The sequence below is a fragment of the Cupriavidus pauculus genome, assembly GCF_022179805.1.
GTDB classification, from domain to species: Bacteria; Pseudomonadota; Gammaproteobacteria; order Burkholderiales; family Burkholderiaceae; genus Cupriavidus; species Cupriavidus pauculus_E.
Genome location: NZ_BPUO01000006.1, coordinates 106,946 through 131,462 on the forward strand (window position 1 = coordinate 106,946; position 24,517 = coordinate 131,462).

The window sequence follows — 24,517 nt, forward strand, 5'->3', positions numbered from 1 at the left end:
TCAGTCCTGCGCCGGCAGCGACAGCGGCGCGCTGACCTCGGCCCAGCAGTTCGGCGTTTCGAACAGCACCAGGCGGGTCAGTTGCAGATGATGGCCGAAGCAGTCCTTGAACACGGGCGACAGAATGTCGAAGGCTTCCTGCGCCAGGTTTTCGACGGTCGGGATGCTGTCGATCACCACGGTCTTGTGGTCATCCATCGACTGCAGGAAGTTCAGCAGCGCGGTGTCGCCCCGATAGATCAGGAAGGCGTGGTCCCACTTCGACACCAGGTGCTCGTTGGCCAGCGCCTTGATATCGCCAAAGTCCAGGATCATGCCGTCGTCGGACGCACCTTCCTGGCGCAGTACCTCGCCGGACAGGGTCAGGTCCAGCCGATAGCGATGGCCGTGGATGTTGCGGCATTGGCCGCCGTGGCTCGGGATACGGTGGCCAGCGTCGAATTCGAGCCGGCGTGTAATGGAAACTTGTTTGCTCATGTGTCAGCGAATGCCCAGCAGCTTGTGGGTCTGCAGCGACAGGCGCCAGCGCGGATGGCGCTGGCAGAAGTCAACCGCGGCGGCCGTATTTTGCCGGGCCAGCGGGCCATCCATGGCTTGCACCAGGAAATAGCGGAAATCCAGTTGCTCGTATGCCGCGAAGTCCTGCCCTTCCTGCGGCATCACGACCTTGAGTTCGTCGCCCTTCCTGACCACGAGTTCCGAGCCCATTTTCGGGCTGACGCAAACCCAGTCGATGCCCGGCGGCACTTCGATCGTGCCGTTGGTTTCGATCGCGATCTCGAACCCTTGTGCATGCAGCGCGTCGATCAGCGGGGAGTCGAGCTGCAGCAGCGGTTCGCCGCCCGTGCAGACGACCAGCGGCGTGCCCCCGGCACCCTGCGGCCATTCCGACGCCACCACGGCCGCCAGTTCCTCGGCGGTCTTGTACTTGCCGCCGCGCGTGCCGTCGGTACCGACGAAATCGGTATCGCAGAACTGGCATACGGCGCGGGCGCGATCTTCCTCACGGCCGGTCCACAGGTTGCAACCCGAGAATCGGCAGAACACCGCTGCGCGGCCGGCGTTGGCGCCTTCCCCTTGCAGCGTATAGAAGATTTCCTTGACGGCGTATGTCATGCGTGGCGACGAGCGTGATGGTAATGGTGGTGCGCGTGGAGTTCCTGCTTAAAAATTAGGCAAAAGCCGGGGCGCGAGCAACCGGCGATTGTATCAAGAACCTAGGGTTTCTGCTAAGAACACTGGAATTCGCCACCGCCCGAGGCGCGCCTTCCAATGAAAAACGGGCCTCGCGGCCCGCTTTCTGCACATTTGCGCTTAGCGCGGTGCGCCCAGGTAGTCCATCTTGCCGATCTGCACCCCCTTGTGGCGCAGGAGGTCGTAGGCCGTGGTCACGTGGAAGAAAAAGTTCGGCAGCGCAAACCCCAGCATGTAGCTCTTGCCGTCGAACGTCACAGCCCCGCTACGGAGCTTCAGTTCGACCACGCGCGTTTCGCTACCTTCCAGTTGCTCGGGTCGGATCGACTTCAGGAAGCCCACCGTCTTGGCAATGCGTTCCTGCAGCTCGGGAAAGGTCACTTCGTCATCGGGGTACGACGGAATGTCGATGCCGGCCAGGCGTGCCGCGCAGCCCTTGGCCGCATCGCTGGCCCGTTGTACCTGGGCGGGCAGCGGATCCATGTCGGCAATCAGACGCGTCTGAATCAGCTCGCTGGCATCCATGCCCTGCGCCTGGGCATGGGCGGCGCCTTTGTCGAGAATCGCAGACAGGTTGGTCAGGGCCCGGATGAACACCGGGATCGAAACGTCATACATCGAGAGGGCCATTTGGGCTCCTTGGATGGGTCGTGGAATGTCGTGGCACTGCGTCGTCCGACGGCAACTGGCCGCCTGCCGGCGCCGCAGCCGAGAGCATAGACGGTAACCGAAGGGCTTGCTCGGCTAGGGTTTTAACGCCGCCAGCCAGGCGTCCGCATCGTCGATGCCGAACTCGACCCACATCGGCAAATGGTCGCTCATGCGGTAGGTGCGCCAGTCCTTGAAGCTACGTCCGGGCCGTGCCTGCCGCTCGGACTGGTAGGCATCTGCATCGGCCAGCCGGTAGATGTGCTCGTACATATCGAACACGCCGGCGCGCCCCGTGGGCGCCATCCGCGACAGGCGGCGCAGGTACGCGATCTGGTCGTAGTGCCGGTTCTTGTTGACGTTGGAGCCCGGCACCGACTGCAGCGGCTCCGGCACGACAAACCCGGCCTGGGTAATGGCCTGCATCGTGACGTCGCCGCGATTGAAGATATTGAAATCGCCGAGCAGGATCAGGTTGCCTGGATCCGCCTTGACGCCCGGCGCCGGTTGCGGCGCGGCGGTCAGCTTGGCCGCCGCCCGGGCGATGGTCTGGCTGAAGGCCGTGATCTCGGCAAGCCGGCGCCGGTCGTCGGGCTTGCCGGTGCCGTAGTAGATATGGACGGTGGCAAGCGTCAGGTACGCCCAGCCCGCCTGAAACCCGGCAAGGTATGGCGAGCGCGCAAGCTGCACCGGAGCCGGCGCAGCGCCGCCCGGCGTGGGCAGCACCAGTTCGGCGGCCAGCCCGGTGAAGCGCACCTTGCGCCGGTCATAGAGATACGCCATTCGTTCGGCATTGCCCGACACGCCCAGCGTGACATCGGTCACCAGATAGCCCCACCAGCTGCCAAGCATGGCCTGCAGCCGTTGCAGCGGGTACAGGCCATCCCTCACCTCCTGGATCGCGATCATGTCGAAGCGGCTCAGGATCTCGGCAATGTAGAGGTACGCCTCGTCGGACCGGTAACCGTACTTGCCGGAATCGAACTCGCGGATATTCCACGTCGCCAGCAGCAGCGTGTTGGTGGCCGTGCGCGCAGGAATGTCTTGCGCCAGCGCATGCCGCAGGCGCGCCAGGCCGTCGATGGTACGGGCGCGGGCAGCCGTGCCCTCTATCCCTTCGATGAACGCGTAGTGGGTCATGGAACCGGTGGCAGTTGGAAGGCGGCCATCGTCCCGGGCAAGCCATGTTGCCTGCATTGGCCTGCATCAACGCAGCACGTCGGCCGCGCGAATTCCAGAGGAGTGCGATGCCGCGTCCACACCCGTGACGCATGGAAAAAGCCACGGTTACCGCTGCAGGCGGTCCTGCAATAGCGCCAACGACGGCGCACGCACAACCCCCGAATTTCGTCCGCAATGACCGGCTCCTGTTCGGCATCGTTCTTGGCGTGATCACGTTCTGGCTCTTCGCGCAGACCACGCTGAACATCGCCCCCGACATGGGCCGGGATCTCGGCCTGCCACCCACCACCATGAACATCGCCGTCGCGATCACGGCGCTGTTCTCCGGCATCTTCATCGTCTTCATGGGCGGCATCGCGGACCGCATTGGCCGCTACCGCTGCACTCGGCTTTGGCCTGAGCATCGTCGGCTCGCTGTTCGTCGCCCTGGCGCCTTCCGGTACGCTGGCCGCGCCGTGCCTGATCCTCGGGCGTGCGTTGCAGGGCCTGTCGGCGGCGTGCATCATGCCGTCGAGCCTGGCACTGCTCAAGACGTACTGGGAAGGCGCGGCACGCCAGCGCGCCATCAGCATCTGGTCGATCGGCTCGTGGGGCGGCTCGGGCGTTTGCGCGATCTTCGGCGGCATGGTAACGGCCAATTTTGGCTGGCGCGCGATCTTCTTCACGTCGGTGGTGGCCGCCGTGGCCGGCTTGCTGATGATCCGTGGCACACCCGACAGCCGCGCCGAAGGCAGGCGCGACGCGAAGATCGACCGCAAGGGCATCCTGACGTTCATGGTCGCGATGATCTCGCTGCAGGTGGTGGTCACCCAGGGCGCCCGCTTTGGCTGGACCAGCATCAATACCCTGCTTCTGGCCGCGCTGGTAGTGATCTTCGGCGCGATCTTCCTGCGCCATGAGTCGCGCGCGACCGACCCGTTCATCGATTTCCGGCTGTTCCGCAATCGCACCTACACCGGCGCGACGATCTCGAACTGCATGCTCAATGGCGTGGCCGGCACGCTGATCGTGGTCATGCAGCTTGTGCAGATCGGCGGCAAGCTGACCGCGCAACAGGCCGGCGTGCTGACGATCGGGTTCGCGGTCACGATCATCGGCTTCATCCGCGTCGGTGAAAAGCTGCTGCAGCGCTTTGGGGCCCGCAAGCCGATGCTGTGGGGCTGCGTGCTGACCGCGGCGTCGGTAATCTGCCTGTCGCTGACGCACCTGACGCTGGTCGACTACAAGATCGCCGCGATGATCGGCTTTGCGCTGCAGGGCATCGGGCTGGCGTTCTATGCCACGCCGTCCACCGACGCAGCGCTGTCGTCCCTGCCCGAAGCCCAGGCTGGTGCCGGGGCCGGTATCTACAAGATGGCCTCGTCGCTGGGCGGCGCCTTTGGCGTGGCGATTTCCGCGACCATTTTCACGGCCGTACGTAGCCATCCGGAAGGCGCATCGCTGCTGGACGGCCTGATCCAGTTCCAGGGCTTGCAGGACGAGGTGGCCGTGCGGTCGGCCGCCATCCTGGCACTGATGTTCAACCTGACCATGGTTGTGGTGGCGGCCATCTCGATCATGATGACCATCCCACGCGCCGCCACGAACCGGCCGCACGCATAAATCGCTGCACGGAGATCTTCGGAACCACCCACGGGCTGCCGTAATTCCAACGTAGAATTCGACAGCCGGCGCCCAGCATCGGCGCAATGTCTTTACATCTGGATGTACGTCGATCTCCTTACCCTTTATCTTCTCGCGATTGGAACGCTGCTGGCCAGTGCCGGCATGACGTTCTGGGAGCATCGCGCCAACCCGAAGCACAGCAAGGCGTTGCGGATCGTCGCGGCGGGTTTTGCCACGCTTGCAATTGGTTGCACTGGCGTCCTGTTTCGCCGGGCCGTGCCTGGCGTCATCGGCTCGGCACTGTGCAACCTGGTCATGGTCTGCGGCTACCTGCTGATTCTCAACGGCATTGCGGCGTTGAGCGGCCGGCGCTATCGGACCAGCGCCGCTGTCGTGCTGGTGGGCATGGCACTGGTTTGGGCAGTATCCGGCACTCGCTGGATGGATGTCGTGTGGAATTACGTTAGCGCGTTCCCAATTGCGGTCATCAGTGCCATGACCACGCGGGAGATGCTGCGTTGCGACGCCATGAAGTCGTTCTTTGCCCGGCACATCATCGTCGCCGTGACCGGCATCCACGCCCTGCTCTACGCTGGCCGGGCCTTCATCCTGCCCTGGCTCGTCGACGCCTACGGGCCGACTATGCAGTCGGCGGCCAGCAAGTTCACGATGTACGAAGGGGTGCTGTACTCGGTGATCCTGCCGATGACCATCCTGAAGCTGATCCGGGAAGACGCCCACGGCCAGTTGCTGAAGGAATCCCAGACCGATTACCTGACCCGCCTCGGCAATCGCCGGTGGTTCTTCGAGCAAGGCGCACGCATTCTCGACGGCGCGGGCCGCCACGGTCCCGTTGCCGTGCTCGCGTTCGACCTCGACCAGTTCAAGGCCATCAATGACCGATATGGCCACCAGGCCGGCGACGAGGTGCTGAAGTCCTTTGCGGCCATCGCTGCCAGCGTAGTGGGGCCGGCTGCCCTGCTGGCGCGCATCGGCGGGGAGGAATTTGCAGCGCTGCTGCACGGCGAGGATGCCCGCCGCGCCAGATCGCTTGGTGAAGCGGTCGCGGCGCAATTTGCCGAGAAGATCTCGAACCGGATGGGCAGCGTCGGCATTCCCGCGACCGTCAGTATTGGCCTGGCCCAGTTCGAAAACGATGCACCGGCGCTCGGCGATGCACTCGCCGCCGCCGACCGTGCGTTGTACCGCGCCAAGGCACTAGGCGGAAACCGGCTGGAAATTGCGACATCAGAGCTGTCGACGGTGAATTGATCGGCAACCGGAGCCATCCACGCCGCTGCGAGACAAAAAAAAGCGCCGAACGGCGCTTTTTTCTTGAGCCTGCGAATCACAGGCTGTCGATCATTCCCACTCGATCGTTGCCGGCGGCTTGCCCGACACGTCGTAGACCACCCGGTTCAGCCCGCGTACTTCGTTGATGATGCGGTTCGAGCAGCGGCCCAGCAGCGCGTACGGCAGGTGCGCCCAGTGTGCGGTCATGAAGTCCGTGGTCTGCACGGCGCGCAGCGCCACGACGTAGTCGTACGTGCGGCCATCGCCCATCACGCCCACCGACTTCACCGGCAGGAACACCGCAAAAGCCTGGCTGGTCAGGTCGTACCAGCTCTTGCCGACTTGATTCGACTCGCACAGCCCCGCTGCGGCGTCCTGCTCCGTGGCGATGGTCTTGCGCAGTTCCTCGATGAAGATCGCATCGGCGCGGCGCAGCAGGTCAGCGTATTCGAGCTTCACTTCGCCAAGGATACGCACGCCCAGGCCGGGACCCGGGAACGGATGGCGGTAGACCATCTCCGGCGGCAGGCCCAGCGCCACGCCCAGTTCGCGGACTTCATCCTTGAACAGGTCGCGCAGCGGTTCCAGCAGCTTCAGGCCCAGCGTCTCGGGCAGGCCACCCACGTTGTGGTGGCTCTTGATCGTGGTCGCTTTCTTGGTCTTGGTGCCGCCCGATTCCACCACGTCCGGGTAGATCGTGCCCTGCGCCAGCCACTTGGCGTTGCTCAGCTTCTTCGCTTCGGCCTGGAACACCTCAACGAATTCGCGGCCGATGATCTTGCGCTTCTGCTCGGGGTCGGTTACGCCGGCCAGATGGCCCAGGAACTGCCCCGCGGCATCGATATGGACGACCTTGGCGTGCAGGCGGCCCGCGAACATGTCCATCACCATCTTGCCTTCGTCCAGGCGCAGCAGCCCATGGTCGACGAACACGCAGGTCAGCTGGTCGCCAATGGCGCGATGGATCAGCGCGGCAGCCACCGACGAATCGACGCCACCGGACAGGCCCAGGATCACCTCTTCGTCACCCACCTGCTCGCGGATATTCGCCACGGCTTCGGCGATATGGTCGCGCATCACCCAGTCGGCCTTCGTGCCGCAGATCTGCAGCACGAAGCGTTCGATCATCTCGCGGCCCTTGGCCGTGTGCGTGACTTCCGGATGGAACTGCACGCCGTAGTAGCCGCGCGCCTCGTCGGCCATGCCGGCGATTGGGCAGCTCGGCGTCGACGCCATCAGCTTGAAGCCGTCCGGCAGTGCCGTGACCTTGTCGCCGTGGCTCATCCAGACCTTCAGCATGCCGTGGCCTTCGGGTGTGCTGAAATCCTCCACACCCTTGAGCAGGTTCGTGTGGCCATGGGCGCGGACCTCGGCGTAGCCGAACTCGCGCGAATCGCTCCATTCCACCTTGCCGCCCAGTTGCACAGCCATGGTCTGCATGCCATAGCAGATGCCCAGCACCGGCACGCCCAGATCCCACACGGCCTGCGGCGCGCGCAGCTGGTGGTCTTCGTAGGTGCTGGCGTGGCTGCCGGACAGGATGACGCCCTTCGGCGCGAACTCGCGGACGAATTCGTCGGTGACGTCGTTCGGATGGATTTCGCAGTAGACGTGCGCTTCGCGGACACGGCGGGCGATCAGCTGCGTGACTTGCGAACCGAAATCAAGAATGAGGATTTTGTCGTGCATGATTGGCAGTGGGCAGTGCGTCCGGATCGGGTTCGGGCATCACCTCCGTGCCCGGGCCATAGCCGGGCGGCGGCGTGATGACCGGCTCGCGCCGGTATTCGGGGGATGCGGGGGACGTGGCCGGGCGCGCCGGGCGGCCCACGCCGCTTTCGGCAACGTCGGTCACGTCGCTTACGTCAGTAACGTCATTCGGATAGTAGACACCGGCCGCGCGCGCTTCGCGGTCAGCCTTTGCCTGCTCAGCAAGTGCCCGTTCGCGCAGCCGCACCTTCTTGGCCGACGGGATCTGCACGATGGCAAAGATCAGCAGCATGGCCGCCAGCGTCAGCAGCCAGATCTTGCCGGCCGGCTGTACGGGCATGTCCAGGAACAGCGTCCAGGCAGCGATCAGTATCGCGCTGGCCAGGTTGACCAGGCCGGCAACACGCGCCACCGCCACGGTCATATGGCCGTTGAACGTGGCCGTGAACAGCAACCAGGACATGCCAAGTGTTGCCACGCCCAGCAGTTGCCCGAACAGGGCCGGCTCCGGCACCGGCAGTTGCAGCGCGGCGTACAGCGTGGTGAACGGCGACATCAGCAGCAGCAGGCCAAGCAGCAAGTCGAGCAGCGCATCGAAGAACAACACGGCTCGCAGCAATACCTTCATGTGCGCTCCTTATTGCGGCGCGGCCGCGCAGGCCCCGTCAACCTCGACAGAACCGGCGCGGCCGTGGTGCCCGATATCCGGGCAGGCCAGATCGACATCAATCGATATGGTAGTTCGGCGCTTCCTTGGTGATCTGCACATCGTGGACGTGCGATTCGCGCATGCCGGCGGCCGTGATCTGCACGAACTCGGCCGTTTCGTGCCATTGCGGAATCGAGCTGGCACCGCAGTAACCCATCGACGCGCGAATACCGCCAGTCAGCTGGTGGATGATCGCCTGCACCGGACCCTTGTACGCGACGCGGCCTTCGATGCCTTCCGGCACGAGCTTGTCGACGTTGGCCGTGTTGTCTTCCTGGAAGTAGCGATCAGCCGCGCCGTCCTTCATCGCGCCAACCGAACCCATGCCACGGTAGCTCTTGAACGAACGGCCCTGGAACAGGAACACTTCGCCAGGTGCTTCCTCGGTGCCCGAGAACATGCCGCCCATCATCACCGTGTGCGCGCCAGCCGCCAGGGCCTTGGCGACGTCACCGGAATAACGAACGCCACCGTCGGCGATCAGCGGTACGCCAGTGCCCTTCAGGGCTTCCGCCACGTTGGATACGGCAGTGATCTGCGGCACGCCCACACCGGCGACGATACGCGTGGTGCAGATCGAACCGGGGCCGATACCGACCTTGACGCCGTCGGCGCCATGCTCGACCAGCGCCAGCGCGGCGGCGCCGGTGGCGATGTTGCCGCCCACCACTTCCACCTGCGGGAAATTCTGCTTGACCCAGCGAACGCGATCCAGCACGCCCTGGCTGTGGCCGTGCGCGGTATCCACCACGATCACGTCCACGCCGGCCTTGACCAGCAGTTCCACGCGCTCGTCGTTATCCGGGCCCACGCCCACTGCGGCGCCTACGCGCAGTTGGCCGTGTGCGTCCTTGCTGGCCAGCGGGTTGTCCACGGCCTTCTGGATGTCCTTCACCGTGATCAGGCCGCGCAGTTCGAACGCGCTGTTGACCACCAGCACGCGCTCCAGGCGGTGACGGTTCATCAGGCGCTTGGCTTCGTCCAGCGGCGCGCCTTCGGCCACGGTCACGAGCTTTTCGCGCGGGGTCATCTTGGCGCGCACCGGCGCGTCGAGTTCTTCCTCGAAACGCAGGTCACGGTTGGTAATGATGCCGACTACGATCTTGCCTTCCAGCACCGGGAAACCCGAAATGCCGTGTTGTTGCGACAGCGCGATCACATCGCGGATCTTCATGTCCGGCGAAATGGTGATCGGATCACGCAGCACGCCCGATTCGTAGCGCTTAACGCGCGCCACTTCACGGGCCTGGTCGGCGGGCTTCAGGTTCTTGTGAACGATACCGATACCGCCGGCCTGCGCCATGGCAATGGCAAGGCGGGCTTCCGTCACCGTATCCATGGCAGCGGACAGCAGCGGAATGTTGAGTTCGATCGAACGGGTCAGGCGGGTGCGGAGGGAAACATCCCGGGGCAGGACGGCCGAATAGGCCGGGACGAGCAGCACGTCATCGAATGTGAGTGCTTTCTGGACAAGACGCATAGCGAATCCTCTAGGCGCAAAAGCAGATTATACAGGAATGCAGGATTTGCTGATGCGTTGTTGCAAGTGGTTTGCTATTCTCGGCCACCTTTTTCAACCAGGCATCTGTGGACCATGGGAATCGGCGTGTTGTGCGGCCTGCTAGCCGGCGCATTCTGGGGGATGGTGTTTATCGCCCCCAAGCTGCTGCCGGTATTTTCGCCATGGGAACTGGCGATCGGCAGATACCTGGCCTATGGCCTGGTGGCATGCGTGGCGGCGCTGCCGCTGATGCGGCGCATCGCGCGCAAGCTGACCCGCGCCAACTGCGTGGCGCTGCTGCGGCAGGCCTTTACCGGCAACCTGCTCTATTACGTGCTGCTGGCGTTCGGCGTGCAGCTTGCCGGCGTGGGCCCCACCTCGCTGATCATCGGCATCCTGCCCATCTCGGTCACACTGATGGGCAGGCGTGACCACGGTGCCGTGCCGCTGCGCCGGCTCGTGCTGCCGCTGCTGGTAGTAGCTGCCGGCATCGCCTGCATCAATATCGACCTGTTTGGCGGCGGTGGCGCCGCGCACGGGGCCGCGGCGGCGGACGCCACGATCCGGCCGGTGTGGCAGAAGATCGCCGGGGTGGTCTGCGCGGTGGGTGCGCTGATCTGCTGGACGCTGTACGCCGTGGACAACGCGCGTTACCTGCAGCGCCATCCGCATTTCAGTGGCAACGAGTGGTCCGCTCTGTATGGCCTGTCCACCGGACTGGTGTCGCTGGTGCTGGCGGCAATCGGCTGGGCGGCGTTCGGCGACACCCTGACGGCACCCGGCAATGGCCGCGACTGGCAGTGGTTCTGGACAGTCAATGCGGCCGTGGCGCTGGGAGCGTCGCTAATTGGCAACAATCTCTGGAACATTTCCAGCCGCCGGCTGCCACTGACGCTGTCGGGCCAGATGATCGTATTCGAGACGCTGTTCGCGCTGGCATACGGGTTTGTGTTCGATCACCGCTGGCCAAGGCCACTGGAAATGGCGGCCATCGTGTTGCTGATGGTCGGCGTGGCCTGGTCCGTACGCTTGCATGCGACGGACAAGTCTCAGTAGACTAGCGTTCAATGCCGCAGGGGTCACACCGTTGTCAACCCCACTGGCGTCTAATGCCCACGCAACCCGCTCGACCTGTTCACGCCTTCGCCATGAAACGATCGTCCGCGCTGTACCTGCTGATTGCCGCCAGCCTTGCCATTCCCGGCACCGCCTTCTCCCAGTGGCAATGGAAGGACGCCAATGGCCGCACGGTCTACAGCGACGTTCCGCCGCCGCCATCCATCCCCGAACGCGCGATCCTGTCCGCCCCGGGCCGCATGGCAGGCACCTACCGGCCGATCGAGAACGAGACGGCAAAGGGCGACATCAAGGGTGAGATGAAGGGCGATGGCCGCGCGCCCGCGGGTGCACCGCGCATGCAGGCGGTCAGCGCCAAGGGCAAGTCCGACAAGCCGACCGATTCTGACGAGGCGTTCCGCGAGCGCCGCGATGCCCGCATCAAGGCCGATCTGGACGCCGCTACCAAGGAACGTGAACAACTGGCGCGCGACGAACGGTGCCAGCAGATGCGCAACTACGCCACCGGGCTAAGCGCCGGAGTTCGCGCGTCAAGATCGGGCGCCGACGGCACTCCGGAGCGCCTGAACGATGATCAGCGCGCCGCCGAACTGGCTCGCACGAACGATTCCATCAACCAGCATTGCACCAGCTGATGGCCTGAGGCGCCTGGAACCGGACGGCCCGAGCCCCGGATAATCCAGTTCAGGCGCCCTGCCCGCCTCCACCCCGCCACTTCAAGCCCTCGCGCACACCGGTCGCACGGGTCTTCTGCACCCGCTTGCGGCGCGCCGTCTTGGGATCTGCGGTCAGGATCCGGTAGACCTCCACCCGATCACCTTCGCGCACCACGGTATCGAGCGTCTTGAGCTTGCCGTAGATGCCCACGCGCATCGTGGTGGGATCCACTTCGCGGTACTCGTCGGTCAATCCGCTCGACTGGATCGCCGCGACAATGGTCGTGCCGGCCGGAACATCGACGGACTTCAGGAACGCCGCATCCGGGCGCGCATAGCAAACGGAAACACGCACCGTTGGCAGCGTTTCAGCCTTGCTTGGCATAAACCACCTCTGCGCGTTTGACGAACGCATCGACAAACGTATTGGCAATGACGCTGAAGGCCGGGCCGATGATCTTTTCGAGGAGGATGCTCGAAAACTCGTAATGCAGGTGGAATTCGATCTTGCACGCATCGGCGCGCAGCGGCGTGAACCGCCAGGATCCATTGAAGGTCTTGAAAGGACCGTCGGCGAACGTCATATCGATACGAGTCGGCCGCTCCTGGGTATTGCGCGTGTGAAAGTACTGCTTGATGCCGCTGAAGTGGATATGGATCTTGGCATCGAGCAGCGTATCGGTCTGCTCGAAGACTTCCACGCCACCACACCATGGCAGGAACTTGGGATAGTCCTCCACGCGGGTAACCAGGTCATACATCTGTTCGGCCGAGAAACCGAGCAGGACGGATTTATGGACGTCTGCCATGTATAGGGATTGCCGGTGCCCCCGGGGCTGGGCCGGGCCGGGGCGGTTTGCTAAAATCCGAATTTTAGCCGACAGCCGCGAACACGGCACGCCCGGGTACGCAGGGGCGCCGCCATGTTGCCATGCACACGGCCACCGCACCGCCTGTGCGGCCAAGTCGGACCACATTTAGGAACTCACCTCCCGCATGACGATTGCTGACAACAAGAAGGCCTTTTTCGACTACTTCATAGAAGAACGCTATGAAGCCGGAATCGTGCTGGAGGGCTGGGAAGTCAAGGCGATCCGCGCCAACCGCGTGCAGATCAAGGAAGGCTATGTGGTCATCCGCAACGCCGAAATGTTCCTGATCGGCGCGCATATCAGTCCGCTACAGAGCGCTTCCACGCACGTCAATCCCGATCCGGTACGCACGCGCAAGCTGCTGCTCAACGCCGACGAAATCAAGAAACTGATTGGCAAGGTGGAACAACGCGGCTATACGCTGGTGCCGCTGAACCTGCATTACACGCGCGGCCGCGTCAAATGCGAAATTGGCCTCGGCAAGGGCAAGAAGCAGTTCGACAAACGGGAAACCGAGAAGAATCGCGACTGGCAGCGGGAAAAAGCCCGCTTGATGAAGGGCGACTCGAAAGAGTGACGCAAATACAAAACGGAGGCCACGGCCTCCGTTTTTATTGGATCGTATCGTTGGATCGGTCGCTCCGGAATCAGAGCGCCTTTTCTGCCTTCTGCCCTTTCACGATTTGCAGCGCAGACGCGATCATCGAGCTCATTTCGCCGAGGTTGCCCGGAACGATCAGCGTATTGCCCTGCTTGGCCAGGTTGCCGAACGCCGCCACATATTCCTCGGCCACCTTCAGGTTCACCGCCTCCGAACCGCCGTCGGTGCGAATCGCATGGCCGATCTTCTCGATCGCCTGCGCATTGGCCTCGGCCACAGCCAGAATCGCGGTCGCCTCACCCTGGGCCCGGTTGATCGCGGCCTGCTTCTCGCCCTCGGACTTCTGGATGGCCGCCTCGCGGGCGCCCGATGCCAGATTGATCTGTTCCTGCCGCTTGCCCTCGGACGCCGCGATCAGCGCGCGCTTTTCGCGCTCAGCGGTGATCTGGGCCTGCATCGCATGCAGGATTTCCTTGGGCGGCGTCAGATCCTTGATCTCGTAGCGCAACACCTTGACACCCCAGTTGCCCGCGGCTTCGTCCAGGGCGTTAACGATGCTGTGATTGATGAACTCCCGTTCCTCGAAGGTCTTGTCCAGTTCGAGCTTGCCGATCACCGACCGCAACGTGGTTTGCGACAGCTGCGTGATCGCCACGACGAAGTTGCTCGATCCATAGGACGCCTTCATCGGATCGGTCACCTGGAAATACAGCACGCCATCAACCTGAAGTTGCGTGTTGTCCCTGGTGATGCACACCTGGCTTGGCACATCGAGCGGAATTTCCTTGAGGATGTGCTTGTACGCCACGCGATCGACAAACGGCACCACGATCGAAAGACCCGGCGTCAGCGTCGCGTGGTAGCGCCCCAGACGCTCCAGCACCCACGCGTGCTGCTGGGGCACGATTTTGATGGCCTTGGCGATCAAAACGATCGCGGCAATGAGCAGAATCAGCGGAAACAGACCAAGCTGATAGGCAAGCATGTACAACTCCCGTCAAAAAGGTAGAACAACAACAGCACAGCGGAAAAAAGCGGCAGGCTAGCGCGGGGACACAATCAGCGTGGCGCCACGCACCTCGACAATCCGGTAGCGACCGGGCGCTGGATCGGTACCGGGCGCCAGTTCCACCGTCCAGTCGGCGCCGCGATACGGCACACGGGCACGTCGGAAGGTATCCCAGGCCGACACCTCCAGTTCCTGCCCGATATCGGGATTCACATCGGGATCCGTCGCGGCATCGCGCCGGCGCAGACGGCCGAAACGCGAGCGGCGCAATACGATGATGGCCACCAGCGCCACGAGCGCAGCCGTCACCGTCTGCATTGGCACGTCGACACCCAGCATCGCGGCAATCCCACCGGCTGCGACCCCGACCGCAATCATCAGCAGGTAGAAAGTGCCAGTTGCCATCTCCGCAATGACCAGGACCACTGCTGCTGCGAACCAAACGTAATACTGCGTCATCGCATTCCTTTTCGCGTCAAACCGGCCCGAAAAACAAAAACCCCCGCCAAACACCTACGGCGTCTGCGGGGGCAGTTGGAACACCTGACCGCAGGGCCGGGTCCCACGCGGCATGCCGGCCTGACAGACCGGATGCCGCTAATTCGGGTATCGCTATTGTGACGCGGAATGCCTTAGGAAGCCAGCTGTTGCCACGTTTCCACGACGGAATCAGGATTCAGCGAGATCGACTTGATCCCTTCCTGCACCAGCCATGCGGCGAAATCCGGATGGTCCGAAGGACCTTGACCGCAAATGCCGATGTACTTGTCCAGGCGCAGCGCCGTGGAAATGGCGCGTTGCAGCATGAAACGCACGGCCGGATCGCGTTCGTCGAAATCCTTTGCCAGCAGTTCCATGCCCGAATCGCGGTCCAGGCCCAGCGTCAGCTGCGTCAGGTCGTTCGAGCCGATCGAGAAGCCGTCGAAGAATTGCAGGAATTCCTCGGCCAGGATCGCGTTCGACGGCACTTCGCACATCATGATGACGCGCAGGCCGTTTTCGCCGCGCTTCAGGCCATGCTTGGCCAGCAGTTCGATCACGCGCTCGGCCTGGCCCAGCGTGCGCACGAACGGCACCATGATCTCGACGTTGGTCAGGCCCATTTCATCGCGCACGCGCTTCATGGCCTTGCATTCCATCTCGAACGCCTCGGCGAAGTCGTCGGCGATATAGCGCGATGCGCCACGGAAACCCAGCATCGGGTTTTCCTCGTCCGGCTCATAGCGCGAACCGCCGATCAGCTTCTTGTACTCGTTCGACTTGAAGTCCGACAGACGCACGATCACGGGCTTCGGATAGAACGCCGCACCGATCGTGGCAATACCTTCGGCAAGCTTGTCCACGTAGAACGCACGCGGGCTGGCGTGGCCACGGGCCACCGATTCCACGGCCTTCTTCAGGTCGGCATCGACCTGCGGATAGTCGAGGATCGCCTTCGGGTGAACGCCGATATTGTTGTTGATGATGAATTCCAGGCGGGCCAGGCCGACGCCGTGATTCGGGATCTGCGCAAAGTCGAAAGCCAGTTGCGGATTGCCCACGTTCATCATGATCTTGGTCTCGATCTTGGGCATTTCGCCGCGCTGGACCTCGGTCACTTCGGTTTCGAGCAAACCATCATAGATGCGGCCTTCGTCGCCTTCGGCGCACGACACCGTCACCAGCGTGCCGTCCTTGAGCAGGTCGGTTGCGTCACCGCAGCCAACCACTGCCGGGACGCCCAGTTCACGCGCGATGATCGCGGCGTGGCAGGTACGGCCACCACGGTTCGTGACGATCGCCGCGGCGCGCTTCATCACCGGCTCCCAGTTCGGGTCTGTCATGTCGGCCACCAGCACGTCGCCAGGCTGCACGCGTTCCATCTCCGACGGGTCGTTGATCACGCGCACCGGACCGGTACCGATCTTCTGGCCAATCGCACGACCGCTGGTCAGCACGGCCGACGTACCCTTCAGCTTGAAGCGCTGCTCGGCCTTGCCGGCAGCCTGGCTCTTCACGGTTTCCGGACGGGCCTGCAGGATATAGATCTTGCCGTCCTTGCCATCCTTGCCCCACTCGATGTCCATCGGGCGGCCGTAGTGCTTCTCGATGATCATCGCGTAGCGGGACAGTTCGCTCACGTCCTCGTCGCTGATCGAATAGCGGTTGCGCAGTTCGGGCGGCACGTCCACAGTCTTCACGCGGCCGGCTTCACCGGGCTTCGTGAATTCCATCTTGATCAGCTTCGAGCCAATCGAACGGCGGATGATCGGGTACTTGCCAGCTTGCAGTGTCGGCTTGAACACGTAGAACTCGTCCGGGTTCACGGCGCCCTGCACCACCGTCTCGCCCAGGCCGTAGCTCGACGTGATGAACACCACGTCCGGGAAGCCCGATTCCGTATCGATCGTGAACATCACGCCCGACGAGGCCAGGTCCGAACGCACCATGCGCTGCACGCCAGCCGACAGGGCCACGACGTCGTGCGCGAAGCCCTTGTGCACTCGATAGGAAATGGCGCGGTCGTTGTAGAGCGACGCGAAAACCTGCTTGATCTTGTCGAGGATGTCGTCGATGCCGCTGACGTTGAGGTACGACTCCTGCTGGCCGGCGAACGAAGCGTCGGGCAGATCCTCGGCGGTAGCCGACGAGCGCACGGCAAACGATGCCTCGGCGCCTTCGCGCGCGGAAACGCGGGCGTAGTGCTCGCGGATCTCGGCTTCGAGACGCGGCTGGAACGGCGCGGTGGCCACCCAGCTACGGATTTCGGCGCCGGCTTCGGCCAGTGCCTTCACGTCGTCGACGTTCAGCGTCTTCAGGCGCGCCGAAATGCGTGCCGTCAGGTTGTTGTGCTCGAGGAAATCACGGAATGCCAGCGCGGTGGTGGCGAAACCGCCGGGAACGCGGACGCCGGCGCCTGCCAGTTGCGAGATCATCTCGCCAAGCGAGGAGTTCTTGCCGCCGACGGTTTCCACGTCCTGCATGCGCAGCTCTTCAAACGGCAGCACGTAGGCGCCGTTATCTACCTGGTTGGTCATAAAAGCCTCAAAACAAAGTAAGAAATCTTTTGCACCGACCGGTATGTTGTAGATGTTCTGTCCCCGGCGGATCGCTTGGCTGAGCAATTCCACTTGTCATCGGATGCTTCCGATGTTGCGCCGCACATTGTCGACAATCCGGCTGCAGATCGTTGTCTGAGCGTGATTGGCGGAATTGCTTAGCCAAAAGATCGCCGCTATTCTACCGTGCCGCACCGCACTTTCGCTAAGCGGCTGCCCCAAATAAATTGTTCAGACATGTCCCTGCCCGAAGCGCCTGACGCATCGCAATCCGCGCTGGTCCAGACCTCCCAGACCCCCTCTTCCCCGGCCAGCAGCCAGCCCGCGGCCTCGAACGCAGCCGATCGTCCTGCCGTGCGCACGGTCTTCATTGTGTCCGATGGTACGGGTATCACGGCCGAGACCTTCAGCCACTCGATCCTGGCCCAGTTCGAAATGCGCTTTCGCAAGGTGCGCATGCCGTTCGTGGATACGCCGGAAAAGGCACATGTCGCCGTCAGCAAGATCAACGAGGCGTTCTACAACGAGGGCGTGCCGCCCATCGTCTTCACCACGCTGGTCAACCAGGAATCGAACAAGGCGATACGCCGGGCCAAGGCAATGATTCTGGACATGTTCCAGACATTCATCGAGCCACTGGAAAAGGAACTGGGGCTGAAGTCCACCCATGCGATCGGCCGCTTCCACCAGAATGCGGATACGGAAGCCTACAAGAATCGCATCGAGGCCATCAATTTTTCGTTGGCACATGATGACGGCCAGTCACATAAGAACCTGCAGGAAGCCGATGTGATCCTGGTCGGTGTGTCGCGCAGCGGCAAGACGCCAACCAGCCTCTACCTGGCCATGCAGTACGGCCTCAAGGCCGCCAACTATCCGCTGATTCCCGACGACTTCGAGCGCGGCCGCCTGCCTTCGGCGCTGTATGCCTTCAAGCCCAAGATTTTCGGCCTGTCGATCGATCCGCAGCGCCTGACCGAAATCCGCAATGAACGCCGCCCGGGCAGCAAGTACGCAGCGCTGGAAAACTGCCGCTATGAGGTCAACGAGGCGGAAGCGATGATGCGCCGCGAAGGCATCAAGTGGCTGTCGTCCACCCACAAGTCCATCGAGGAGATCGCCACCACGATCCTCCAGGAAATCAAGATGGACCGCGACAACTACTAACGCGCGGACGATTTTGAGAATCGTCCTCTTTGCAGGCGATGGCTGGCGGTGAAAGATGACGTCATCGACGTTTCCTTCCGGGACCCATGACCATCGCCATGACCGCAGACAATTTCCCCCAGCCGCCTGAGCCCCGGCGGCCAGCAGGCATCCGGCGCGCCCTCGACACTTCCAGGCGATATGACTGGCGAAATGCCGCCACCATCTTCGGTGCGGTATTTATCTCGCTGACCGGCGTTTTCGCTGTTGTTGACTATTCGGCGAGCCAGTCCGACCGGACACACGATAACTTCGACTATCGCTTCGATCTCGTGGATCAGCGCTTGGACCTCGTGGACCAGCGATTCAAGATGGTGGATCAACGGTTCGATGCCATCGACAGGAAGTTCGAGGCAGTGGACAGGAAATTTGAAGCCGTGACCCAGCGGCTGGACAAGCTGGACGCGAAGATCGATACAAAATTCGACAAATTGTCCGATCTTCTGCTCACGCTGATCGAGCAGAAGGCGACCACCGATTCCGCTGCCAGCAATGCCAGGGGAGGTCGATCCCGCTAGCGGGATCGAGCGGATACCAGCCTCAGGATGCGCGTCGCTGCCGTACCGCCTCGAACAGGCACACGGCAGTGGCTGCCGCTACGTTGAGCGATTCCAAACCACCGGGTTGAGGAATGCCGACCGTACGCGACACCCGCGCCATCCAGTCCGGGCTGACCCCCGCCCCTTCGTTGCCAACCACCCAGCCAATCGGCTGCCGCAGATCGGTGTCGAACACAGCGGCGTCGGCATGAGAGGACGTCGCCAGCAGCGGCACGGCCAACCGGGATTCGAGCATCTCCAGCGTGCAATGTTCGACGATGTTCAGATGGAAATTCGCGCCCATGCCGGCACGCAACGTCTTGACCGACCACGCGAAGGCACAGCCCGTTATCAGGAAGGCATGCGGAATGCCTGCGGCAGCTGCGCTGCGGAGGATGGAGCCAACGTTGCCGGCATCCTGTACGCCATCCAGGATGACGCAATCGGTCTCGATCCGGGAAGGAAGATGGCCAGCCGGCGTATCGATGACGAACAGCAGATCGATCCCGTTCGCGACGTTGCTGATCTGGCTGAACAGTGAATCAGCCAGCACCACCACACGCTCGGGCTCGACCTGGTCCAGCAACGGCCGGATTTCCGTGTGGTCGTAGTGACGTTCGCCGATCACGCAGGAAACTGGCTGCCCCAGGGCCGCGATGTAGGCCTGTGCCAGGTGCACGCCGTCCAGCACGGATTGTCCGGCCTTGCGCCGTTGGTGCGTGGACCCGACCAGGGCCTTCAGATGCTTGAAAAGCGCGTTGTCGCGCGAAGTGACGTGCTTCAAGGAAGTGTCTTAGAAAGGCGGCGTTTCCTTGGCCAGGCCGCTCATGCGTTCCAGCGCGATACGAACCGGCGCGAACGACCTGCGATGATGCGGCGTGGGACCATGTTGATTCAGTGCCGCGAAATGCTGAGGCGTCGGATAGCCAAAATGCGAGTCGAAGCCGTACTCGGGATATTGCTCGTGTAGTTCCAGCAGATTGCGGTCGCGCGCCACCTTCGCCAGGATCGATGCCGCCGAGATGGCTCGCACCTTGGCATCGCCCTTGACGATCGCTTCCACCGGAAACGCCACCTGAGGGCAACGGTTGCCGTCGACCTGCACGAGGTCCGGGATCACGCCGCTGGCAGCCAGCCCCTGGACAGCACGCTGCATGGCAAGCATCGACGCATGGAGGATATTGATCGAGTCGATTTCCTCCACGGTCGCGAATGCGATGTGCCAGCCAAGCGCCCGTTCACAGATGCGATCGAACAATACCTCGCGCTTTTCGGCCTTCAGGATCTTCGAATCCGCAAGACCACGGATCTGGCGGTCGGGATTCAGCACGACAGCCGCGGCGTAAACGGGGCCGGCCAGAGGTCCACGCCCGGCCTCGTCCACACCGCACAAGCGCTGGACCACGGCGACGGTCTGCGTCAGGTCCAGCCCGAGCTGTGGCGACGTTTTCCTGTCGGAAGCCATCAAGCGACTCCCCGGCTATGCATCAGGTCCGCAACCACGCCCGATGCCAGCCTCGCGGTATCGCGCTTCAGGGTTTCGTGCATGGTCGTGAAATGTTCGCGCAGGAACGCAATATTGCCTTCGTCGTTGAGCTGCAGCAGCGTTTCGCGCGCCAACGCCTCGGGCGTGGCATCGTCCTGCAGCAGTTCGGGCACCACGAAGCGCCCTGACAGAATATTAGGCAGCCCCACGTACGGCAGATACCCCTGCCGCTTCATGATCTGCGCGGTCAGCCAGGGCACCTTGTACGAGATCACCATCGGCTTCTTGTACAGGGCGGCTTCCAGCGTGGCCGTTCCGCTGGCCAGCAGCACCACGTCCGCCGATTCCATGGCCAGATGCGACTGACCGTCCACAATCGTGAGATCGATTTCCGGGTGTTGCGCGTGCAGTTCCTCGACAATCGCGTGCAACGACGCGTTGGCGGCAGGCAGCACGAATGCCAGGTTGCCGTCCATGCGATGCATGCGCGCCATGGCCTCGAAGAACGTAGCGCCCAGGTTGCGCACTTCGGACTGCCGGCTTCCGGGCAAGACCGCCACGATGCGCTTGCCCTCGGGCAATCCCAGCTTCGCGCGGGCTCCCGCCACATCGGGCACCATCGGAATCACGTCAGCCAGCGGATGTCCAACGTAGGTCGCGGGAATCCCGGCCTTGGCGTAGATTTCCGGCTCGAACGGGAAGAGGCAAAGAATGTGGTCCACCGCGCGCGCGATGGTACGAATCCGCCCCCCGCGCCACGCCCAGATCGACGGGCTGACAAAGTGCACGACAGGGATGCCGGCGCGGCGCAGCGGCACTTCGAGACCGAAATTGAAATCCGGTGCATCCACGCCGATGAAACACAGGGGCGGATGCGCCAGCAGCTTTTCGCGGATCGCCCGGCGCGTGGCCAGGATCTCGCGCAGGGATCCCAGAACTTCCACGTAGCCGTTGACCGACAGGGTTTCCATCGGCCAGTGCGAGACGAAGCCCTGGGCCATCATGCGGCGCCCGCCAATGCCGGCATAGTCCACCGACTCGCCGAGCCGCGCGTGTAGTCCTTCCAGCAACAGCGATGCGAGCAGATCGCCAGAGGCCTCTCCGGCCACCATGGCGATCGTGCCACGCTTGTTCACATGGGCGTCCGCTTCTGCGGGACGCGCGGCCTGCATGGCTGCCTCGACCATGTCCGGCAAGCTGCTAGCGCACGATGCCGCGCTGGGTTGCGGCGAGGAAATCGACAAAAGCCTGCAACGGCACGGCAGTGCCAGCATCCGATTGGCCAAGCAAGGCCGCCATCTCGCTACGTGCGTCGTCGAAGCTCAGGTCAGATTTGTACAGCAGCTTGTACGCCTGACGCAGCACGGCGATTTGTGCCGCATCGAAACCACGGCGACGCAGACCCTCGACGTTGATGCCATGCGGCGTGGCCTTGTTGCCGTTCTTGTCGCTGGCAGCGATCACGAACGGCGGCACGTCCTGGACCAGCGCCGACGCGCCGCCCAGCATTGCGTGGGCGCCAATGCGCACGAACTGGTGCACGCCGCTCATGCCGCCAAGAATCGCCCAGTCACCCACTTCCACGTGGCCGGCGATCTGCGCATTGCTCGAAAACACCGTGTGGTTCCCCACGTGGCAATCGTGCGCGATATGCACGTACGCCATGATCCAGTTATCACTGCCGATGCTCGTCAGGCCCTTGTCCTGCACGGTACCGGTGTGGATCGTGGTGAATTCACGAATCGTATTGCGGTCGCCAATTTCGAGCCGGGTGGGCTCATTGGCATATTTCATGTCCTGCGGCACCCCGCCCACCGAGGCGTACGGCCCGATGCGATTGCCTTCGCCGATCGTGGTATGCCCCTCTACCGTCGTGTGGGCACCGACCCGTGTGCCGCTGCCAATCCGCACGTTCGGACCCACGATCGAGAACGGGCCGACTTCCACATCGGCGGCGAGTTCAGCCTTCGGGTCGACAAGTGCGGTGGGATGGATTTGCGTCATACGTACTGTCCTGTGCTTTCAGTTCTGCTCGGTATCGGAAGATCAGGCCTCGGCCTGCTTGACCGTGCACATCAGCTCGGCCTCGCAGGCAACCTCGCCATCGACGGTGGCGCTGGCCTTGAACTTCCAGATGCCGCGGATGTAGCGTTCCACGGTGACGTTCAGATGCAGCTGGTCGCCGGGATACACCACGCGCTTGAAGCGGGCGCCGTCGATGCCGACGAAGTAGTACAGCGCGCCTTCCTTGCGCTCCATGTCGGCGCCAAAGGTCAGCAGGCCGGCAGACTGCGCCAGCGCTTCGAGAATCATGACACCCGGCATCACCGGTTGTTCCGGAAAGTGACCCATGAAGTACGGCTCGTTGATCGTCACGTTCTTCAGGGTCTTGATGCGCTTCTGCGGTTCGAACTCGAGCACGCGGTCGACCAGCAGGATCGGGTACCGATGCGGCAGCAGCTTCAGGATCTTGCGGATGTCGATATCGGAGGCTGTCATGATTATTTCTCTTCGTCTTGTTTGCTATTGGCCCCGGCGGACTCGCCGCGCAGCCGGCGTTCCAGTTGCACCACGCGTTCACGCAGCTTCGACAGGCCGCGCACGATGGCCGCATTGCGTTCCCATTCGCCATGCGACGTGAACGGGAACACGCTGGTGAAATGCCCACCGGGTTTTGTAATCGATTTGGTAATCGACGTACCGCCGGACACTGTGGTCCGGTCGGCGATATTCAAATGGCCGGAAAAATTCGCCGCACCGCCGATCACGCAGAATTTGCCGATCTTGGTACTGCCCGACACCGCCGCCGTCCCGGCAATCACGGTATGGGCGCCCACGTGCACGTTGTGGGCGATCTGCACCTGGTTGTCGATCTTGCAGCCGTCCTCGATCACGGTATCGGCCATCGCACCGCGATCCACGCAGGTATTGGCGCCGATTTCCACGTCGTTGCCCAGCACCGCACGCCCCACCTGTGGAATCTTGACGTACTCGACCCCGGCCGGCCCGATATCGGGCGCGAAGCCAAAACCGTCCGCCCCGATCACCGCCCCGCTGTGCAGGATATTGCGCGCACCCACCACGCAACGATGATAGACAGAAACATTGGCGTAGATGAGCGTATCTTCACCGATCTGCGCGCCTGCGCCGATAAAGGCATTTGCCAGGATGCGCACGCGCTCGCCCAGCCGTGCCCCGGCTTCGATCACGACGTTCGGACCGATAAAGCAGGATGCCGGCACCACGGCGTCCGGCGCCACGGTAGCCCGCGCATCGATGCCGTTTCGCGGATCGGCATTGGCTACACGGTCGAACCGTTGTGCCACGCGGGCAAAGCAGACGTACGGATTGCGCGCCACCAGCCAGTTGCGGCCATCGGCCTGGCCATCCGCGCGGACGCGCTCCAGATCCGCCGGCGACACGATGATGGCGCCGGCCTTCGACGCCAGCGCCTGAGTCAGGTAAAGCGGATTGGACAGAAACGACAGGTCGCCGGGGCCGGCCTGGTCGAGCGGCGCCAGGCCGCTGACGGCCAGGTCGGGATCACCCACAACCTGCGCGCCGTTCTCGGTGGCGAGCTGACCCAGTGTGGGTGTCTGCATGGCGGTACTTCCTTGAAAAAATCGTAGCGGAGCGCGAGCGCCCGCTGCTTACTTGCCCGAGCCGGCGTTCAGCGCCTTCATCACGTCGTCCGTGATGTCGATGCGCGGATTGACGTAGACCGCTTCCTGCACGATCAGGTCGTACTTGCGCTGCTCGGCGATCGAGCGGATCACGCGATTGGCGCGCTCCAGAACCTGGGCCAGCTCCTCGTTACGGCGCTGGTTCAGGTCTTCGCGGAACTCGCGCTGCTTGCGCTGGAATTCCCGGTCGAGGTCGGCCACTTCGCGCTGGCGGCGCTGGCGGTCGGCATCGGCCAGCACGGCCGTATCCTTGTCGAGCTTGTCAGCCATGGCCTTGATCTTCTGGGCCATGTCCTGCAATTCACGGTCGCGCTTGGAGAACTCCTGCTCGAGCTTGACCTGCGCCGCCTTGGCGGGCTGCGAGTCACGCAGGATACGCTCCGAGTTTACCGCGGCAATACGCGCCTCCTGAGCCATCGCCGGGGCCGCCGCGCAAAGGGCCGCCGCGGCCAGCGCGGCCGCGCTCAGGGATTTGATCAGTGGAGTGTGGAGTTTCATCAAACAGAAT

The 24,517-nt window shown here is 63.1% G+C and carries 26 protein-coding genes; 7 read left to right on the plus strand and 19 right to left on the minus strand.

Going from position 1 to position 24,517, the window contains the following annotated elements; genetic code table 11:
- From MFF62_RS13595 to MFF62_RS13610, 4 genes are all read right to left on the minus strand, one after another.
- On the minus strand, positions 1 to 477 hold the full coding sequence (locus MFF62_RS13595) for a 6-pyruvoyl trahydropterin synthase family protein (RefSeq protein ID WP_238263659.1): 477 nt from the start codon (positions 475 to 477) through the stop codon (positions 1 to 3).
- Between the two features lie 3 nt (positions 478 to 480).
- On the minus strand, positions 481 to 1,116 hold the full coding sequence (queE, locus tag MFF62_RS13600; protein ID WP_238263660.1) for a 7-carboxy-7-deazaguanine synthase: 636 nt from the start codon (positions 1,114 to 1,116) through the stop codon (positions 481 to 483).
- A gap of 198 nt (positions 1,117 to 1,314) precedes the next feature.
- On the minus strand, positions 1,315 to 1,824 hold the full coding sequence (locus MFF62_RS13605; RefSeq protein WP_238263661.1) for a DUF1993 domain-containing protein: 510 nt from the start codon (positions 1,822 to 1,824) through the stop codon (positions 1,315 to 1,317).
- A gap of 114 nt (positions 1,825 to 1,938) precedes the next feature.
- A complete protein-coding gene (locus MFF62_RS13610; protein WP_238263662.1) occupies positions 1,939 to 2,982 on the minus strand; it encodes an endonuclease/exonuclease/phosphatase family protein in 1,044 nt (347 codons plus the stop codon).
- A 408-nt stretch (positions 2,983 to 3,390) separates the two neighbouring features.
- Between MFF62_RS13610 and MFF62_RS13615 the strand changes: the two genes are divergently transcribed.
- Positions 3,391 to 4,626: an MFS transporter gene (locus MFF62_RS13615; protein WP_238263663.1), complete on the plus strand. Its 1,236-nt coding sequence runs from the start codon at positions 3,391 to 3,393 to the stop codon at positions 4,624 to 4,626.
- Positions 4,627 to 4,728: 102 nt separating this feature from the next.
- Positions 4,729 to 5,901, plus strand: a complete 1,173-nt coding sequence (locus tag MFF62_RS13620; protein WP_238263664.1) for a GGDEF domain-containing protein — start codon at positions 4,729 to 4,731, stop codon at positions 5,899 to 5,901.
- A 90-nt stretch (positions 5,902 to 5,991) separates the two neighbouring features.
- On the opposite strand, the gene guaA is transcribed toward MFF62_RS13620, so the two are convergent.
- The 3 genes from guaA to guaB all read right to left on the minus strand — a co-directional run bounded on the left by guaA (position 5,992) and on the right by guaB (position 9,821).
- On the minus strand, positions 5,992 to 7,611 hold the full coding sequence (gene guaA, locus MFF62_RS13625; RefSeq protein ID WP_238263665.1) for a glutamine-hydrolyzing GMP synthase: 1,620 nt from the start codon (positions 7,609 to 7,611) through the stop codon (positions 5,992 to 5,994).
- Positions 7,586 to 8,260, minus strand: a complete 675-nt coding sequence (locus tag MFF62_RS13630; RefSeq protein WP_238263666.1) for a hypothetical protein — start codon at positions 8,258 to 8,260, stop codon at positions 7,586 to 7,588. Before MFF62_RS13630 ends, guaA begins: the two co-directional genes overlap by 26 nt.
- A 97-nt stretch (positions 8,261 to 8,357) precedes the next feature.
- The gene (guaB, locus tag MFF62_RS13635; RefSeq protein WP_238263667.1) at positions 8,358 to 9,821 is read right to left on the minus strand and encodes an IMP dehydrogenase; all 1,464 of its coding nucleotides are present in this window, start codon (positions 9,819 to 9,821) and stop codon (positions 8,358 to 8,360) included.
- 114 nt (positions 9,822 to 9,935) lie between these two features.
- Between guaB and MFF62_RS13640 the strand changes: the two genes are divergently transcribed.
- Together MFF62_RS13640 and MFF62_RS13645 are read left to right on the plus strand one after the other, a co-directional pair.
- A complete protein-coding gene (locus MFF62_RS13640; RefSeq protein ID WP_238263668.1) occupies positions 9,936 to 10,898 on the plus strand; it encodes a DMT family transporter in 963 nt (320 codons plus the stop codon).
- A gap of 92 nt (positions 10,899 to 10,990) precedes the next feature.
- Positions 10,991 to 11,554: a DUF4124 domain-containing protein gene (locus tag MFF62_RS13645; RefSeq protein WP_238263669.1), complete on the plus strand. Its 564-nt coding sequence runs from the start codon at positions 10,991 to 10,993 to the stop codon at positions 11,552 to 11,554.
- Between the two features lie 49 nt (positions 11,555 to 11,603).
- On the opposite strand, the gene MFF62_RS13650 is transcribed toward MFF62_RS13645, so the two are convergent.
- Together MFF62_RS13650 and MFF62_RS13655 are read right to left on the minus strand one after the other, a co-directional pair.
- On the minus strand, positions 11,604 to 11,960 hold the full coding sequence (locus tag MFF62_RS13650; RefSeq protein WP_238263670.1) for an RnfH family protein: 357 nt from the start codon (positions 11,958 to 11,960) through the stop codon (positions 11,604 to 11,606).
- Positions 11,944 to 12,384: a type II toxin-antitoxin system RatA family toxin gene (locus tag MFF62_RS13655; RefSeq protein WP_238263671.1), complete on the minus strand. Its 441-nt coding sequence runs from the start codon at positions 12,382 to 12,384 to the stop codon at positions 11,944 to 11,946. Before MFF62_RS13655 ends, MFF62_RS13650 begins: the two co-directional genes overlap by 17 nt.
- Positions 12,385 to 12,571: 187 nt before the next feature.
- Between MFF62_RS13655 and smpB the strand changes: the two genes are divergently transcribed.
- A complete protein-coding gene (gene smpB, locus MFF62_RS13660; protein ID WP_238263672.1) occupies positions 12,572 to 13,024 on the plus strand; it encodes an SsrA-binding protein SmpB in 453 nt (150 codons plus the stop codon).
- Between the two features lie 70 nt (positions 13,025 to 13,094).
- Here the strand turns inward: smpB and MFF62_RS13665 are convergent, their stop codons facing one another.
- The 3 genes from MFF62_RS13665 to ppsA all read right to left on the minus strand — a co-directional run bounded on the left by MFF62_RS13665 (position 13,095) and on the right by ppsA (position 17,074).
- Positions 13,095 to 14,033 carry an SPFH domain-containing protein gene (locus MFF62_RS13665; RefSeq protein WP_238263673.1) on the minus strand — a complete coding sequence of 313 codons (939 nt, stop codon included), beginning with the start codon at positions 14,031 to 14,033 and terminating at the stop codon, positions 13,095 to 13,097.
- A gap of 57 nt (positions 14,034 to 14,090) precedes the next feature.
- Entirely contained in the window at positions 14,091 to 14,516 is a 426-nt protein-coding gene (locus tag MFF62_RS13670) for an NfeD family protein (RefSeq protein WP_238263674.1), read from the minus strand.
- Positions 14,517 to 14,689: 173 nt separating this feature from the next.
- Positions 14,690 to 17,074, minus strand: coding sequence for a phosphoenolpyruvate synthase (gene ppsA, locus MFF62_RS13675; protein ID WP_238263675.1), 2,385 nt, complete (start codon positions 17,072 to 17,074; stop codon positions 14,690 to 14,692).
- Positions 17,075 to 17,449: 375 nt separating this feature from the next.
- Here ppsA and ppsR point away from each other — a divergent pair, with 375 nt between their 5' ends.
- Both ppsR and MFF62_RS13685 read left to right on the plus strand, forming a co-directional pair.
- A complete protein-coding gene (gene ppsR, locus MFF62_RS13680) occupies positions 17,450 to 18,262 on the plus strand; it encodes a posphoenolpyruvate synthetase regulatory kinase/phosphorylase PpsR (RefSeq protein WP_404990756.1) in 813 nt (270 codons plus the stop codon).
- An 86-nt stretch (positions 18,263 to 18,348) separates the two neighbouring features.
- Positions 18,349 to 18,819 carry a hypothetical protein gene (locus MFF62_RS13685; protein WP_238263677.1) on the plus strand — a complete coding sequence of 157 codons (471 nt, stop codon included), beginning with the start codon at positions 18,349 to 18,351 and terminating at the stop codon, positions 18,817 to 18,819.
- Positions 18,820 to 18,841: 22 nt separating this feature from the next.
- Here the strand turns inward: MFF62_RS13685 and MFF62_RS13690 are convergent, their stop codons facing one another.
- From MFF62_RS13690 to MFF62_RS13720, 7 genes are read right to left on the minus strand one after another with little or no spacing between them, the layout of a single operon-like run.
- The gene (locus MFF62_RS13690) at positions 18,842 to 19,624 is read right to left on the minus strand and encodes a TrmH family RNA methyltransferase (RefSeq protein ID WP_238263678.1); all 783 of its coding nucleotides are present in this window, start codon (positions 19,622 to 19,624) and stop codon (positions 18,842 to 18,844) included.
- 9 nt (positions 19,625 to 19,633) lie between these two features.
- Positions 19,634 to 20,305 (minus strand): ribonuclease HII, encoded by a 672-nt coding sequence (gene rnhB / locus MFF62_RS13695; protein ID WP_238263679.1) that lies wholly within the window; start codon positions 20,303 to 20,305, stop codon positions 19,634 to 19,636.
- The gene (gene lpxB / locus MFF62_RS13700; RefSeq protein ID WP_404990757.1) at positions 20,305 to 21,498 is read right to left on the minus strand and encodes a lipid-A-disaccharide synthase; all 1,194 of its coding nucleotides are present in this window, start codon (positions 21,496 to 21,498) and stop codon (positions 20,305 to 20,307) included. The genes rnhB and lpxB overlap by 1 nt, the downstream gene beginning before the upstream one ends.
- 28 nt (positions 21,499 to 21,526) lie before the next feature.
- On the minus strand, positions 21,527 to 22,330 hold the full coding sequence (gene lpxA / locus MFF62_RS13705; protein WP_238263681.1) for an acyl-ACP--UDP-N-acetylglucosamine O-acyltransferase: 804 nt from the start codon (positions 22,328 to 22,330) through the stop codon (positions 21,527 to 21,529).
- Positions 22,331 to 22,372: 42 nt separating this feature from the next.
- A complete protein-coding gene (gene fabZ / locus MFF62_RS13710) occupies positions 22,373 to 22,825 on the minus strand; it encodes a 3-hydroxyacyl-ACP dehydratase FabZ (protein WP_061958372.1) in 453 nt (150 codons plus the stop codon).
- Positions 22,826 to 22,827: 2 nt separating this feature from the next.
- The gene (gene lpxD / locus MFF62_RS13715; protein ID WP_238263682.1) at positions 22,828 to 23,928 is read right to left on the minus strand and encodes a UDP-3-O-(3-hydroxymyristoyl)glucosamine N-acyltransferase; all 1,101 of its coding nucleotides are present in this window, start codon (positions 23,926 to 23,928) and stop codon (positions 22,828 to 22,830) included.
- A gap of 48 nt (positions 23,929 to 23,976) precedes the next feature.
- A complete protein-coding gene (locus MFF62_RS13720) occupies positions 23,977 to 24,507 on the minus strand; it encodes an OmpH/Skp family outer membrane protein (protein ID WP_238263683.1) in 531 nt (176 codons plus the stop codon).
- Positions 24,508 to 24,517: the final 10 nt, after the last annotated feature.